15 protein-coding genes are annotated in these 14,903 nt (G+C 62.8%); 8 read left to right on the top strand and 7 right to left on the bottom strand.

All coding sequences use genetic code 11. The features are described 5' to 3' along the window. Nucleotides 1-7 precede the first annotated feature (7 nt). The 7 genes from QNH97_RS13160 (at nucleotide 8) to QNH97_RS13130 (ending at nucleotide 5,274) form a co-directional block, all read left to right on the top strand. A complete protein-coding gene (locus tag QNH97_RS13160) occupies nucleotides 8-658 on the top strand; it encodes an amino acid ABC transporter permease (RefSeq protein ID WP_283557220.1) in 651 nt (216 codons plus the stop codon). Then, nucleotides 651-1,373, top strand: a complete 723-nt coding sequence (locus QNH97_RS13155; RefSeq protein WP_283557219.1) for an amino acid ABC transporter ATP-binding protein — start codon at nucleotides 651-653, stop codon at nucleotides 1,371-1,373. The genes QNH97_RS13160 and QNH97_RS13155 overlap by 8 nt, the downstream gene beginning before the upstream one ends. Nucleotides 1,374-1,528: 155 nt before the next feature. Next, nucleotides 1,529-2,557 carry a trans-3-hydroxy-L-proline dehydratase gene (locus QNH97_RS13150; protein ID WP_283557218.1) on the top strand — a complete coding sequence of 343 codons (1,029 nt, stop codon included), beginning with the start codon at nucleotides 1,529-1,531 and terminating at the stop codon, nucleotides 2,555-2,557. 215 nt (nucleotides 2,558-2,772) lie between these two features. Next, on the top strand, nucleotides 2,773-3,690 hold the full coding sequence (locus tag QNH97_RS13145) for a dihydrodipicolinate synthase family protein (RefSeq protein ID WP_283557217.1): 918 nt from the start codon (nucleotides 2,773-2,775) through the stop codon (nucleotides 3,688-3,690). Between the two features lie 148 nt (nucleotides 3,691-3,838). Continuing rightward, the gene (locus QNH97_RS13140) at nucleotides 3,839-4,390 is read left to right on the top strand and encodes a DinB family protein (RefSeq protein WP_283557216.1); all 552 of its coding nucleotides are present in this window, start codon (nucleotides 3,839-3,841) and stop codon (nucleotides 4,388-4,390) included. A 27-nt stretch (nucleotides 4,391-4,417) separates the two neighbouring features. After that, nucleotides 4,418-4,768, top strand: coding sequence for a DUF6152 family protein (locus QNH97_RS13135; protein WP_283557215.1), 351 nt, complete (start codon nucleotides 4,418-4,420; stop codon nucleotides 4,766-4,768). After that, nucleotides 4,768-5,274 carry a DUF6644 family protein gene (locus QNH97_RS13130; RefSeq protein ID WP_283557214.1) on the top strand — a complete coding sequence of 169 codons (507 nt, stop codon included), beginning with the start codon at nucleotides 4,768-4,770 and terminating at the stop codon, nucleotides 5,272-5,274. The genes QNH97_RS13135 and QNH97_RS13130 overlap by 1 nt, the downstream gene beginning before the upstream one ends. Before the next feature lie 54 nt (nucleotides 5,275-5,328). On the opposite strand, the gene QNH97_RS13125 is transcribed toward QNH97_RS13130, so the two are convergent. The 5 genes from QNH97_RS13125 to QNH97_RS13105 all read right to left on the bottom strand — a co-directional run bounded on the left by QNH97_RS13125 (nucleotide 5,329) and on the right by QNH97_RS13105 (nucleotide 10,718). Next, entirely contained in the window at nucleotides 5,329-6,393 is a 1,065-nt protein-coding gene (locus QNH97_RS13125) for a 2,3-butanediol dehydrogenase (RefSeq protein WP_283557476.1), read from the bottom strand. Nucleotides 6,394-6,477: 84 nt separating this feature from the next. Next, entirely contained in the window at nucleotides 6,478-7,590 is a 1,113-nt protein-coding gene (locus tag QNH97_RS13120; RefSeq protein WP_283557213.1) for an acetoin dehydrogenase dihydrolipoyllysine-residue acetyltransferase subunit, read from the bottom strand. Then, complete coding sequence (locus QNH97_RS13115) at nucleotides 7,590-8,606, bottom strand: alpha-ketoacid dehydrogenase subunit beta (RefSeq protein ID WP_283557212.1); 1,017 nt, start codon at nucleotides 8,604-8,606, stop codon at nucleotides 7,590-7,592. The genes QNH97_RS13120 and QNH97_RS13115 overlap by 1 nt, the downstream gene beginning before the upstream one ends. A gap of 49 nt (nucleotides 8,607-8,655) precedes the next feature. Beyond that, nucleotides 8,656-9,633: a thiamine pyrophosphate-dependent dehydrogenase E1 component subunit alpha gene (locus QNH97_RS13110; RefSeq protein WP_283557211.1), complete on the bottom strand. Its 978-nt coding sequence runs from the start codon at nucleotides 9,631-9,633 to the stop codon at nucleotides 8,656-8,658. Between the two features lie 2 nt (nucleotides 9,634-9,635). Then, nucleotides 9,636-10,718, bottom strand: coding sequence for an ATP-NAD kinase family protein (locus QNH97_RS13105; RefSeq protein WP_283557210.1), 1,083 nt, complete (start codon nucleotides 10,716-10,718; stop codon nucleotides 9,636-9,638). A gap of 371 nt (nucleotides 10,719-11,089) precedes the next feature. Here QNH97_RS13105 and QNH97_RS13100 point away from each other — a divergent pair, with 371 nt between their 5' ends. Continuing rightward, on the top strand, nucleotides 11,090-12,955 hold the full coding sequence (locus tag QNH97_RS13100; protein ID WP_283557209.1) for a sigma-54-dependent Fis family transcriptional regulator: 1,866 nt from the start codon (nucleotides 11,090-11,092) through the stop codon (nucleotides 12,953-12,955). A 10-nt stretch (nucleotides 12,956-12,965) separates the two neighbouring features. On the opposite strand, the gene QNH97_RS13095 is transcribed toward QNH97_RS13100, so the two are convergent. Beyond that, on the bottom strand, nucleotides 12,966-13,295 hold the full coding sequence (locus tag QNH97_RS13095) for a hypothetical protein (protein WP_283557208.1): 330 nt from the start codon (nucleotides 13,293-13,295) through the stop codon (nucleotides 12,966-12,968). A 224-nt stretch (nucleotides 13,296-13,519) separates the two neighbouring features. Further along, complete coding sequence (locus tag QNH97_RS13090; RefSeq protein ID WP_283557207.1) at nucleotides 13,520-14,731, bottom strand: cytochrome c biogenesis protein DipZ; 1,212 nt, start codon at nucleotides 14,729-14,731, stop codon at nucleotides 13,520-13,522. Nucleotides 14,732-14,903: the final 172 nt, after the last annotated feature.

Genomic DNA, 14,903 nt, shown 5'->3' with positions numbered 1-14,903 from the left:
GCCCGTCATGTTCGAAACCAGCCTCACCGTTAACGACCTTTTGTTCATGCTCGACGGGGCGTGGGTCACGCTGCAACTGACCGTTTGGTCGATCCTGCTGGGGACCCTGGCCGGGTTGCTGTTCGGCCTGTTGCGGGCGCTGATGCCGCGCGCCAGCCTGCCGCTGGCCTGGGTGTTGGACGTGTTTCGCAGCGTGCCGCTGCTGATCCAGTTCGTGCTGTTCAACTCCCTCAAGAGCATTGTCGGGTTGAACCTCAGCGCCTTTGCGGTCGGCTGCATTGTGCTCGGGGTCTACGCCGCGGCGTACTTCACCGAAATCGTCCGTGGCGGCGTGCTCGCAGTGCCATTGAGCACCCGGCGGGCCAGCCGTTCCCTGGGCTTGAGCTACCTGCAGGACTTGCGCTTCATCGTCCTGCCGATTGCCACCCGGGTGGCGTTTCCCGGCTGGCTGAACCTGGTGCTGGGCGTGATGAAAGACACCGCGCTGGTGATGTGGATCGGCATCGTCGAATTACTGCGTGCATCGCAAACCATCGTCACGCGCATTCAGGAACCCCTGCTGGTGCTGTGCATCGCGGGCCTCATTTACTACGTCATGAGCCTGGTGGTCGCCCGCCTCGGCGCACGCCTGGAAAGAAGGTGGCAGGAAAATGATTGAGATCGAAAACGTGCACAAATCCTTCGGTGACCTGGAAGTGGTCAAGGGCGTGAGCCTGACCGTGGACAAGGGTGAAGTGGTATCGATCATCGGCGGTTCGGGCTCCGGCAAGTCGACCCTGCTGATGTGCATCAACGGCCTGGAACCGATCCAGAAAGGCAGCATTCGCGTGGACGGCGTCGAGGTCCATGACCGCAGCACCGACCTCAATCGCTTGCGACAAAAGATCGGCATCGTGTTCCAGCAATGGAACGCCTTCCCCCACCTGACGGTGCTGGAAAACGTGATGCTGGCGCCACGCAAGGTATTGGGCAAGAGCCGGCAGGACGCTGAGGCCTTGGCGGTAAAACAGCTGGAACACGTAGGCCTGGGGGACAAGCTCAAGGCCTTCCCCGGCAAGTTGTCCGGCGGCCAGCAACAGCGCATGGCCATCGCCCGGGCATTGGCGATGTCGCCGGACTACATGCTGTTCGACGAAGCCACCTCGGCCCTGGACCCGCAACTGGTCGGCGAGGTGCTGGACACCATGCGCATGCTCGCCGAAGACGGCATGACCATGGTGCTGGTGACCCACGAGATCCGCTTTGCCCGGGACGTGTCCGACCGCGTGGCGTTCTTCTGCAATGGGCGAGTCCATGAAATCGGGCCGCCGGACCAGGTGATTGGCCATCCGATGCAGCCGGAGACGGCGGCGTTTCTCAAGTCGGTGAAATAGCGGATGGCCCCTTCGCGAGCAAGCTCGCTCCCACAGGGTTCTGTGGTGCACACCAATCAGCTGGTCACTTCCACAGATTCTGTGGTGCACACCAATCAGTGTGGGAGCGAGCTTGCTCGCGATGAGGCCCGCAAAGACAACACAAGGAGCAGCCAATGCGCTCATCAAAAATCATCCATGTAGTCAGCTGCCACGCCGAAGGCGAAGTCGGCGACGTGATCGTCGGCGGCGTTGCCCCTCCACCCGGTGCCACCGTGTGGGAACAGTCACGCTGGATCGCCCAGGACCAGACCCTGCGCAACTTCGTCCTCAACGAACCCCGTGGCGGTGTGTTCCGCCACGTCAACCTGCTGGTGCCGGCCAAGGACCCGCGGGCACAAATGGCCTGGATCATCATGGAACCGGCCGACACGCCGCCGATGTCCGGCTCCAACTCGCTGTGCGTGGCCACCGTGTTGCTGGACAGCGGCATCCTGCCGATGACCGAACCCCAGACCCGATTGGTGCTGGAAGCGCCGGGCGGCCTGATCGAAGCCGTGGCCGACTGCCGCGACGGCAAGGTACAACGGGTGGAGATCAAGAACGTGCCCTCCTTCGCCGACCGCCTCGATGCCTGGATCGAAGTCGAGGGCCTGGGCTCGTTGCAGGTTGACACCGCCTACGGGGGCGACAGTTTTGTCATCGTCGACGCCCAGCGCCTGGGCTTTGCCATCCGCCCGGACGAAGCCGCCGAGTTGGTGGCCGTCGGCCTGAAAATCACCCGGGCCGCCAATGAACAATTGGGCTTCGTGCACCCGCTGAACCCCGACTGGTCGCACATCTCGTTCTGCCAGATCGCCGCGCCTATCGTCCAGGAGAACGGCATTGCAACCGGCGCCAACGCCGTGGTGATCCAGCCCGGCAAGATCGACCGCTCACCCACCGGGACCGGGTGTTCCGCGCGCATGGCAGTGCTGCACGCCAAGGGCTTGATGCAGGTCGGTGAACAGTTCATCGGACGCTCGATCATCGGTTCCGAGTTCCACTGTCGCATCGACTCACTGACCGACGTGGCCGGCCGCCCGGCAATTTATCCGTGCATTGCCGGACGGGCGTGGATCACCGGGACGCATCAACTGCTGCTGGACCCCGCCGACCCGTGGCCGCAGGGCTATCGGCTTTCAGACACCTGGCCTGGCGCGTGAATGTTGAACTTTGCACATCCCCCCGTGGCGAGGGAGCTTGCTCCCGCTGGGCTGCGAAGCGGCCCCAATAACTACTTGGCAACTCGGTGTGTCAGGCAAATCCAGAGGGCCGCTTCGCGACCCAGCGGGAGCAAGCTCCCTCGCCACAAAAGCGCTGTATTCGACTCACTTTTTCTACATATATGAGAAATCCCCTTAACCACCGGAGACACCCCATGAGCAAACGCATCAACTGGAGCGGCGTTTTCCCCGCCGTCACCACGCAATTCAACGACGATTTTTCCATCAACCTGGAAAAAACCCACCAAGTGATTTCCAACGTCATCCGTGATGGCGTTTCCGGCCTGGTGGTCTGCGGATCGGTGGGGGAAAACACCTCCCTGAGCGCCGAAGAGAAAATCGCCGTGACCGAAGTCGCGGTGGACGCCTCTCGCGGCCGCGTGCCGGTGATTTGCGGCGTGGCCGAGTTCACCAGCGTGCAAGCCGCCAAGGTCGCCAACGCAGTGCGCAAGGTCGGCGTCGACGGGGTGATGTTGATGCCGGCGCTGGTCTACGGCTCCAAGCCGTTCGAGACCGCCGAGCATTTCCGCTACGTGGCCCGCCATGCCGATGTGCCCTTGATGGTCTACAACAACCCGCCGATCTACAAGAACGACGTGACCCCGGACATTCTGATTTCCCTGGCCGATTGCGACAACGTGGTGTGCTTCAAGGACTCCTCCGGCGACACCCGGCGGTTTATCGACGTGCGCAATGAAGTCGGCGACCGTTTTGTGCTGTTCGCCGGCCTCGACGACGTGGTGCTGGAAAGCCTCGCCGTGGGTGCCGAAGGCTGGGTCTCGGGGATGTCCAACGTGTTCCCGAAAGAAGGTGAGACCATTTTCCGCCTGGCCCGTGCCGGACGCTTTGCCGAGGCGATGCCGATCTATGAATGGCTGATGCCGATCCTGCACCTGGACGCGCGCGCCGACCTGGTGCAATGCATCAAGCTGTGCGAAGCCATCGCCGGCCGCGGCAGCGCCCTCACCCGCCCGCCGCGCCTGGCCTTGCCGGAAGAAGACCGGGTGTATGTGGAGCAGATCATGGCCAAGGCCATGGCGAATCGGCCGGTGTTGCCGGATGTGGGGCTTTAGGACCGGCCCCAAGAAAGTAAGAAAGCCTGTGTGGGAGCGAGCCTGCTCGCGAAAGCGGTCTGCCTGAAACGGCTATGCTGAATGGGCCTCCGTCTTCGCGAGCAAGCTCGCTCCCACAAAGGTCTACGGACACAACAGGAGACCGCCCATGAACTATTTCCTGGCCCAGGCCCTGAACAACCAGTGGGCCAATCACCGGCTACTCAACGCCTGCGCGCAGTTGAGCGAGGCCGAGTATGTGGCTCATCGCACGGGTTTCTTTCCGTCCATTCAAGCCACGCTTTGCCACATTCTGGAAGTGGACCGTTATTACCTCACCGCCCTTGAAGGTGATCGTGACGGCCAGATAAAGGATTTCTCCGAGGTCCTGCCCTTTGCCCAGCTCATGCAGAGCCAGGCCCAAACCGACCAGCGGCTTGTGGCCTACTGCGAATCCCTGCGGGAAAAAGACCTCGCCCGCTGCGTAGATCTGGTGCGGGTCGACGGTGTGGTACGCGAGCGAATCGACCGGCTGCTGTTGCACCTGTTCGAACATCAGATCCATCATCGTGGCCAGGTCCATGGAATGCTCAGTGGCACCGACCTCAAGCCGCCACAGCTCGACGAATTTTTCCTCGACTGCGATCGGCGGTTCCGCCAAAACGAGGAACGAGCGCTCCAGCTCGATGAGGAACACGTCTGGCGAAATCTACCGGCCTGAACCGAAACACCCGACAGGAGGATCATCATGAAACTCACCTTTCGCTGCATCGGTTTATCACTGCTGCTGATTGCAACCTCAGTATTCGCCCATCACGGCTGGAGCGAATACGACACGAGCAAGGCCTTGCAGCTCAGCGGAACGATAGAAGAATCCGGCTACTCCCATCCCCACGGTTTCGTGCGCCTGAAAACAGCGGACAAGACCTGGACCGTCGTCCTCGCACCGCCCTCGCGCATGGAGAATCGAGGCCTATCGAAGGACATGCTGGCCGCCGGCAACCAGGCGAGCGTGGTCGGCTATCCGAACCGCAATAAGCCCGACGAATTGCGTGCCGAACGCATCACCATCGCTGACAAGACCACCGAGTTGCGCTGATGCAAGGCACCCAGGCGGGTAGCGACCCGCAAGGCTGGCTGGACCGGTTGGGCGATTCGTCCCTGGGGTTGGCCATGCGCAGCGAACTGTGGCTTTATCCGCTGGTGGAGGTGGTGCACATCATCGGCTTCTCGGTGCTGGTGGGAGCGGTGCTGATGTTCGACCTGCGGCTGCTCGGGCTGTCCAAGGAACTCCCGGTGACCGCCCTGGCCCGTCATCTGCTGACCTGGGCGGTTGCAGCACTGTTGTTGATCGTACCCGCTGGTTTGATGATGTTCAGCGCTCATCCCCATGACTTCGCTGGAAATGGCGTGTTTCTCCTCATGCTGAGTCTGATTGCCGCGGCAGGCATCAATGCGGCCATGTTTCACATAGGCATCTACCGTTCGGTCCGGCATTGGAACACCCACGCCACCGCGCCCGGCCTGGCCAGAGCCCAGGCCATAGTCTCGATGCTGTTGTGGATTGCGGTGATACTCTGCGGCAGGTTGTTGGCCTATACCTGAGAAAAAATGCGATGGCCGCTGCCGGCCATCGCCAATCGCCCATCACAGGCGCCCTCAGATCCGTGCGGGTGACACGATGATCTTCACGTTGTGCTCCTTGTTATTGACCAGTTCCTCGAATCCCTGCCCAACGATCTGCTCCAGCTGAATGCGCCCGGTCACCAGTGGCGAAATGTCCAAACGGCCATCGGCAATGAAGGCGATCACGTCGGCAAACTCGCCGTTGTAGGCCAGCGCCCCGAGCACCTGTTTTTCGGTGGAGACCAGGTCAAAGAAGTTGAATGAACTCGGCTCCTCGAAGATCCCCACCAACACGCACTTGCCGGCCTTGCGGATCAGGTCGATGGCCAGCTTGGCGGTGTGCTTGTTGCCGATGCACTCGAAGCTGACATCGGCGCCCAGGCCGCCGGTCAGGCGCCGTACTTCGGCCAGGGCATCGCATTCGTTCGGATCGATCACATGGTTGGCGCCAACTTCCAGGGCCTTGGCCTTGCGTGCGCCGGACATTTCCAGGGCAATGACCTGGGCGGCGCCGGCGGCCTTGGCGCACATGATGGTGCACAGGCCGATCGTCCCGGCCCCCACCACCACGACGTTCTGGCCCAACAGGCTGCCGGCCTTTTTCACCGCATGCATGCCCACCGCCAACGGTTCGATCAAGGCGCCGGCCTCGGCTGGGAAATCGGCGGGCAATTTGTAGAGCAGGTTGGCTGGTACGTTGACCAGTTCGGCAAACGCACCGTTGTTCATCAACCCGGTGAACGCCAGGTTTTCGCAGATGTTGTACAGCCCGTGGGTGCAGTAATAACAGGTGCCGCAGTGCTGGCAGGCATCGGCCGCCACCGGCTCGCCAACGCTGAAACCCTCCACACCGGCGCCCAGTTCGACGATCTCGCCGCAGAACTCATGGCCGAGGATGCACTGGCCCTTGATCCCCGTCAGCGGGTGCGGTGCGTCCACCGGGATGAACACCGGTCCGGCCACGTACTCATGCAGGTCGGAACCGCAAATGCCGCACCATTGCACGCGGATCTGTACCCACCCGGCGGGCGGCGAAATAGGCAGTGGCACGTCTTCGACGCGGATGTCGTTACGGCCATGCCAAACGGCGGCGCGCATGCTGCGGGTAGGCTTGATTGAAACGTTCATAGCATTCCTCCAGATTTTTTGCAGGGGCGACGAATCACCTCGCCGCCCGCTTGATCAGTGCTGTTGAATGAACGCCAGGATCAGCGAGTTGACCTGTTCGGCCGCTTCCATCTGCACCATGTGGCCCTGACCGGACAACACCTCGACCTGTGCGCTCAATCCTTCGCTGTGGGTCACTGGAATGATGGCGTCGTCGCTGCCCCAGATCACCAGGGTCGGCACATCGCCGGCCTGTACCACTTCGCGCAAGTCGGTTTGCTGGCGACCCTCGGCGAACAAGCGCGCGGACAACTGTTGCAGCGCGGCATCCACGCCCTCCAGGCGCTTGTACTTGAGCATGTCGTCAAGCATCTGTCGGTTGACCAAACCGGCATTGGAGAACAGCTGCACCAACTGCGGCTTGAGGGCGTTGCGGTTGGCCGCTTCGACGAAGCCCTGCAAGTAGCTGCCATTGATCTCCGGCCCCAAACCGGCGCTGCCGATCAAGGTCAAGGAACGCACCCGCTGGGGCGCCAGCCGTACTGTGTTCAGCGACACGGCGCCGCCCATGGAGTGCCCGACGAGGTGCACAGCGTTGATGTCCAGATGATCGAGCAGGGCCAGCACCACGCCGCTCAACTCATCGAGATCGCCCCGTTGCAAGACCTTGCCAGACTCGCCATGGCCCGGCAGGTCCAGGGCAACCACCCGACGCCCGACCGCCAGTGCTTCATGGTTGAACAGCCAGTTGTTCAGATCACCACCGAAACCGTGCACCAGCAACAGCGGCGTGCCGCCCTCGCCGCGCTCGAAATAGCGGATCAGCCGGCCGTCCAATTCGACTTTCTGCGGTTTCGGTCCGCAGTCCTCGGCTGCGGCATCGCCCGGCACGAAGCTGGCCTGGAACTGCTCGATCAGCGCATCGATCTCGGCGTCGCTGGCCTCGCCCTCTACGACGATGCCCAGCAGGGCGCCAACCGCCAGGGTTTCGTCCTGGCGGGCGATCTGCCGGCGCAAGATCCCGGAGAACGGTGCCTCGACGCTGCTGGAGATTTTGTCGGTCTCCACGTCCATCACTTCATCGCCCTTGGTGATCGTCTGGCCCTCCTCCTTGAGCCAGGCATCGACCCGGCCCTCGGTCATCGACAGGCCCCATTTGGGCATGGTCAGGGTATGAATCTGGCTCATCAGCGCTTGCTCCACTCGATCACGTTGAGCACGGCTTTTTCGATTTTCGCCGCGTCAGGGATGTACAGGTCTTCCAAGGCATCGGAGAACGGCACCGGGGTGTGCGGCGCGGTGACCATTTCAATCGGCGCCTTGAGCGCGCCGAAGGCCTTTTGCGCCACCAGCGCGGAAATGTCGGTGGCCATGGAACAGCGTGGATTGGCCTCGTCGATGACCACCAGGCGTCCGGTCTTTTCCACGCTTTCGAGGATGCTGTCCTCGTCCATCGGGCTGGTGGTGCGCAGGTCGATGACTTCGCAGTCGATACCGCGCCCGGCCAGGCTGCGGGCGGCGTCCATCGCGGTGTTGACCATGCGCCCGTACGACACCAGGGTCACGTCCTTACCGTCGCGCAGGAAATTGGCCTCGCCGAAGGGGATGGTATAGAGCTCTTCCGGCACTTCGCCTTGCATGCTGTAGAGCAACTTGTGCTCACAGAAGATCACCGGGTCGTTGTCGCGGATCGCCTGGATCAACAAACCCTTGGCGTCGTAGGGCGAGGATGGACACACCACCTTCAGGCCCGGAATGTGGGTCCACAAGGAGGTGAGCATCTGGGAATGCTGGGCGGCGGCGCGCAGGCCGGCGCCGACCATGGTGCGGATCACCAGGGGCGTGGAAGCCTTGCCGCCGAACATGTAGCGAAACTTCGCCGCCTGGTTGAGGATCTGGTCCAGGCAGCAACCAGCGAAGTCGACGAACATCAGTTCGCACACCGGACGCACACCGCAAGTAGCAGCCCCGACCGCCGCGCCGACGTAACCGATCTCCGACAGCGGCGTATCCAGCACGCGCCCGGGGAATTGGTCGTAAAGCCCCTTGGTAACACCAAGCACACCGCCCCAGGCGTCGTTCTCACCGGGGGCGCCGGCACCGCCAGCCACGTCCTCGCCCATGATGAAGACACTGGAGTCGCGGCGCATTTCCTGGGCCAACGCCTCGTTGATTGCCTGCTGATAGCTGATTTTTCTCGCCATGATGGGATTCTCTATTTTTGTTTTAGGTTCTTGTTCGAGTAAGCAGCGTTCAGGGATAGGAGACGTAGACGTCGGTGAGCAGGTCCGCTGCCGTGGGTTTGGGATCGGACTTGGCCTTGAACACCGCGTTGTCGATCAGCAACTCCACTTCCTTGTCGACCTGGTCCAACTGTTCGGCCGACAGCAGCCCGGCCCGGGTGGTGCGCTCACGGAACTGCATCAGGCAATCCTGGTTCTCGCGGAAATGCTTGACCTCATCGGGCGCCCGGTAGGTTTGGGCGTCGCCCTCGAAGTGGCCGTAATAGCGGGTCAGCTTGACCTCGATCAGCGACGGCCCCTCCCCAGCCCGGGCGCGCTCGACGGCGGCGCCGGCCGCTTCATGGACGGCAAAGAAGTCAAAGCCATCCACCGTCACCCCTGGCATGCCGAACCCGGCGGCGCGGTCGGCGATGTGGTCGCAGGCCACCGACCAATTGGACGCGGTGGCTTCGGCGTAGCCGTTGTTTTCAGCGACGAACAGGCACGGCAGGTTCCACACCGAGGCCATGTTCATGGCCTCGAACACTGCACCTTCGTTGGAGCCGCCGTCGCCGAAGAACACCACGGCGACGCTGTCGGTGCCTTTCATTCGGGCCGCCAGCGCGGCGCCCACCACCAGGGGTGCGCCGGCACCGACGATGCCATTGGCACCGAGCATGCCCTTCTCAAAATCGGCGATGTGCATCGAGCCGCCCTTGCCTTGGCAGACGCCGGTTTTCTTGCCGTAGATCTCGGCCATCATCCCGTAGACATCCACGCCCTTGGCGATGCAATGGCCATGGCCACGGTGGTTGGAGGCGATGCAATCGTCATCGCCCAAATGGGCCATGACCCCGGCGGCCGAGGCTTCTTCGCCGGCATACAGATGGACGAAGCCGGGAATCTCGCCGGTGGCGAATTCCACGTGCAGGCGCTCTTCGAAGGCGCGGATGGTGCGCATCACCTGATAGGCGTGCAGCAGTTGATCGTGGGTGAGCGGTGTCGACATTTTTATTCTCCCAGGGTGTCTTGAAGGCTGTCTTGAAGGTTCAGGGGGTGTTGCGGATGTTCGCGGCCGATGGTCAACAAACGGTGTTGCGCGGCGTAGGCCAGCACCGCGCTGACGTCGATGCTCAGCGGGCCGTTGGCATCGAGGGTGACCGTGGGCCGGTCATGTGGGTTGAATTCGATTTCCCGTTCGCCATCCAGGGCCAACGTGCCGCTGGACAGCGACAGGCCGTGGGCAATACCCGGTTCCAGCGGCCCGGCGGCAAGCACGCCGCAGCCTTGCAACAGACCGGGAGCCAGCGGCACCAGCAGTGCCTCGGGCGATTGCGGGTCCAGGCGCATCCAGGCCCCGCCGGGAGCCTGGCGTGACACCGGGAACCACAGGCCGCACAGTGCCGACAAACCGATGGATTGCGGTTCGGCAAAGGTCACGAAGACTTCGGCCAGGTCCGCCGCCCGACTGATAGCCCGGGCGCCGACAAAGCGCAGCGGCGACACGGCGACATCCACCAGGGCGACCTCCCGCAGGCCACGCGCAGCATCGCAGACCAACAAGCGCTTGTTGCGACGCAGGCCGATCTGCGTCGGTATCCGGCCGCTGGCGTACAACCCGCCGGCCAGCCCGGCACTGGTGGCCTCGCGCAATTCAGGAAAGGCGTTGTTGGTGCCGGTGGACAGGGTCAGCAATGGGATGTCGCCCACTTCAGCGGCCACGGCCTTGTGCGTGCCGTCGCCGCCCAGCACGGCAATCAGCGCCACCTCGCGTTCGGCCATCAGCCGCGCCGCCCGGCGGGTGTCTTCGACGGTTTGGCGCAGGGTCAGGTCAAGAAACTCCAGGGCCGGCCAATGGCTGCTGCGGGCCTGGCGGCTGTGGCTGTTCTTCAGCACCGCGGCGGCCATGCCGATCATGTCGGTGGGCATCAGCACCTGTTCGATACCCGTGGCGCCGAAAGCGGCCAGCAGGCGCTGGATTACCGAGACCTTGTCGGTGCTGGAAAACAACCCGGCATTGGCGGTCAGGCGACGCACGTCACGGCCCGATGCCGGGTTGGCGATGATGCCCACGGTCAGTGGTCGGCGGCTCATGGCGCCACCGTGGACGAAACAGGCAAATAACCTGGGCGGCAAGACCCTGGGCAGGAAAACCCTCGGCGGGAAAACATAGACACCTCATTTTTATTATTGGATGAACCGCCAGGCGGTTTCAGGGGATAGAGCAAGGCCGGTGCCAGTTGCGTGAAGAAGCCGCGAGATACCCGAGCCAGAGCGCTCGAAGCACGCTGTTCAACAGCGTGAGCTCGGCCTCTGTGAGACGCGCCATGTCAGCCTGCACGAGAGCGTGGCGAGACAGTGAGACGTGGCGTCTCACGCCGGCCCTGCGCCCCGCTAAACTTGTCTGCGTCCGGCAAACGGCGCTTAATGCGCGCACAACGATAAGAAGTTGAACCGGAGGCCCTATGCTTTCCGCACACTCCCGGGCGCATGTGGATTGCGTCAGCCGCGTAGTAAAAAACGCGGACCGATTGCCACAACTGCCCGTCCCGGACTTGATCCTCGACTCCTGGCGTCGCTCCATGGAGCAACATCACTTGGACCCCGGCTCGCTGCAGGGCCCGCGCATCCTCTCCGAGGGCGTGCTCAAGCAATGCCGTGAGCGCTCCGAGCTGTTCCTCAATATCGCCAGTGAAGAAGTGGCCCGCCTGCATGGACGGGTACGCGACGCCGACTACTGTGTGCTGCTGACCGACGCCCAGGGCCAGACCATCGACTACCGGGTGGAAACCGCGATCCGCAATGACTGCCGCAAGGCCGGGCTGTACCTGGGCACTTGTTGGTCGGAGGGCGAAGAAGGCACGTGCGGCGTGGCGGCGGTGCTCACGGCCAAGACCCCGGTGACGGTGCACAAGCGTGACCATTTCCGCGCGGCATTCATTGGCCTGACCTGCTCCGCCGCGCCGGTCTTCGACCCGCAAGGTGAATTGCTCGGGGTATTGGATGTGTCGGCGGTGCGCTCACCGGATGATCGGCGTTCACAGCACTTGATCCGGCAAATGGTGGTACAGAGCGCCCGGGAAATCGAACAGGCGTTTTTCATGAGCAGCGCCCAGGGCTATTGGGTCCTGCGGGCTCACCGCAACGCCGGCTACGTCGACAGCCAGCCCGACTTCCTGTTCGCCTGGGACGACGACGGCTGCCTGCAGGCCCTGAACCCCGCCGCCCGCCAATACCTGTTGCAGCATTACGGGCAGATACCGCAACACATCAGCCAGGTCTTCGATCAACAACAGCTGCACCGCGCCCGTGACGAAAGCCTCTACCCGCTCGATCACGCCATGCATGGCCGCTTGAGCGCGCCTCGCCATCGGCCCCATCCACGGCCCCGGGTTGCCATGAGCCCGTCGGAAATCGATCCGCGCCTGGCCGACAGCCTGCGCCTGGCGGTGCGGGTCAAGGACCGCAACCTGCCGGTGCTGATCCAGGGCGAAACCGGTTCCGGCAAGGAAGTGTTCGCCCGTCAACTGCATCAGGCCAGCCAGCGTCGTGATCGGCCTTTTGTGGCATTGAACTGCGCGGCAATTCCCGAAAGCCTGATCGAGAGCGAGCTGTTCGGCTACGTCGCCGGGGCCTTCACCGGCGCCTCGGCCAAGGGCATGCAGGGCCTGTTGCAACAGGCCGATGGCGGGACATTGTTTTTGGATGAGATCGGTGACATGCCGTTGGCCTTGCAGACCCGCTTGCTGCGGGTGTTAGCCGAAGGCGAAGTGGCGCCCTTGGGTGCATCGCGCCGCAAGGCCGTGGACATCCAGGTGATCTGCGCCACCCACCGCGACCTGGAGACGCTGGTGGCCGCCGGCGAGTTTCGCGAGGATTTGTACTTCCGCTTGGGCGGCGCCCGCTTCCAACTGCCCCCGCTGCGTGAACGCACTGATCGGCTGGCGCTGATCAACCGTATTCTCGCCGAGGAGTCGGCGCTGTGCGGGGACGCGGTGCAATTGAGCAGTGCTGCCCTGGAATGCCTGCTCGGCTATCACTGGCCTGGCAATGTCCGTCAATTGCGCCATGTACTGCGCTACGCCTGTGCGGTGTGTGAGGCGAGCGTGATCCAGCTCAGTCATCTGCCCGAGTCATTGCACAGCACAGAAGTGGCGAGCCCCACGCCCGAGCCCAGCGCCAGCCCGGAACGCCAGGCACTGCTCGACGCCCTGGTGCGCCATCGCTGGAAGCCCACCGCCGCCGCCCGGGCCCTGGGTATTTCCCGGGCGACCCTGTATCGAAGGGTGCACCAGCATGGCATCGAGATGCCTGGCAGGCGCCCGGCGTAACGTTGAGTGCTTATCTGCGTGCCAGCTCGTGACGCACACATTGCTCGTAGTAGGTCTGCTTCACCGCAGCGGGCTTGAGGCGCGAGGCGCTGTTGTAGGTTTGTTCGGTGATGCCCATGGCAGTCATGCGCATCCAGGGCCTTGGGAATTTGCGCACCTGCAGTCGCTTGCGGGCGCCGTATAGGGTAATCCCGGAGAGCTTCGCTGCCTGTGCTCCTGCTGCGATGTCCGAACCCCAGCGGCACACTGACTGCTGGTTTTTCGTCAGCGCTTTGGCCTGGACCTCAAGCGAGACGGCGGCCAGGAGAAACGTCGCTACGACCCACATAGAAATTCGCATAGGTTTGTCGCTCAACTTTCTGAAATAAAAGAAGTTTGACGACATTCAAATGAGCAAGGGGCCAGCACGGCTGCACCGACATGTGGAGAGGGTAAAGGCTTTTGTGGCGAGGGAGATCCCGCTGGGTCGCGAAGCGGCCCTCTGCATTTGCCTGACACGCCGAGTTGCCAGGTAGTTATTGGGGCCGCTTCGCAGCCCAGCGGGAGCAAGCTCCCTCGCCACAATCACTGGCCTGCCTTGGCTTCCTGCAACAACTGCTGAATCACCTGCTCCTGCTCGCCATACCGCCCTTCGCCAAAGTGGCTATAGCGCACCTGGCCCTTGGCATCGATGAAGTAATGGGCCGGCCAGTACTGGTTGTTGAAGGCGCGCCAGATCGCATATTGGTTGTCGATGGCCACCGGGTATTGGATGTCCAGCTTGCGCACCTGCTCGCGCACGTTGTCGATGATCTTCTCGTAGCCGTATTCCGGCGTGTGGACACCAATCACCACCAGCCCGTCCTTCTCATACTTTTTTGCCCAGCCGTTCACATAAGGCAGCGTGCGCTGGCAGTTGATGCAGTCATAGGTCCAGAAATCCACCAGCACCACCTTGCCCCGCAGTGATTCGCTGCTTAGCGGGCGCGAGTTCAGCCATTGCACCGCGCCGTCCAGCGAGGGCATGGCGCCCTGGGAGCCGAGGGTCGGCATGGATGTAGCGTTGGCTTTGCTGATCACGTAGTCGATCGCCTTGGGTACCTTTTCCAGCAGGCTTTGTTCCAGGGTTGCCGATCCTTGGGAAGAGGTGCTGGCCAACAGCCGATTATCCAAGCCAGTACCGATCGCCACGGCAGCCAGCAGTACAACGGCACCGCTGCCACGGCGCAACCAGGTCATCAGCGGCAGCGAGAGTTTCAAGCGACCGACCAATCCGCGTCCGGCGAGGATCAGCACGCCCAGCGACAAGGCACTGCCCAGGCCATAGGCAAGCAGCAACAGGCTGGTTTCGGCGCTGGCGCCTTGCAGCATGGCACCGGTCAGGATTACCCCGAGTATCGGCCCGGCACAGGGTGCCCAAAGCAGTCCGGTAGCGACCCCGATCAACACCGACGCTACCGGCCCGGCCATCCGCCCGGCGCCGGCGTCAATCCGATTGCCCAGGCTGACCAGCGGCCGCGACAGCCATATACCGACCCGGCTGAAGATCAGCGACAAGGCGAACAGCACCATCACCACCAGGGCGACTTGCCGGCCGACGTTGCTGGCGCGCAGTACCCACTCGCTGCTGACCACCGCCAGGCTCGACACCAGGGCAAACGTCAACACCATGCCGGCAAGTGTCAGCAGCACCGAGCTCCTCGAACGATTGGCACGGGCGAACAGAAACGGCACTACGGGGAGAATACAGGGGCTGAGGATCGTCAGGATCCCGCCGAGGAAAGCGATCAGAAGCATGGCATCACCTTAAGAGGGGGTGGTATGTCAAAGAAATGCAGGCATGCGCCCGTGGCAAGGGAGCTTGCTCCCGCTAGGCTGCGCAGCAGCCCCAACAACAATCGACTCGGTCAATCAGGCATACCGGGGCGTCTGGCTTTGGGGTCGCTGCGCAACCCAGCGGGAGCAAGCT

Source organism: Pseudomonas sp. G2-4, from assembly GCF_030064125.1.
Classification (GTDB): domain Bacteria; phylum Pseudomonadota; class Gammaproteobacteria; order Pseudomonadales; family Pseudomonadaceae; genus Aquipseudomonas.
The sequence above is the reverse complement of the archived record's forward strand: the minus strand, read 5'-3'. Positions and strand labels throughout refer to the sequence as shown.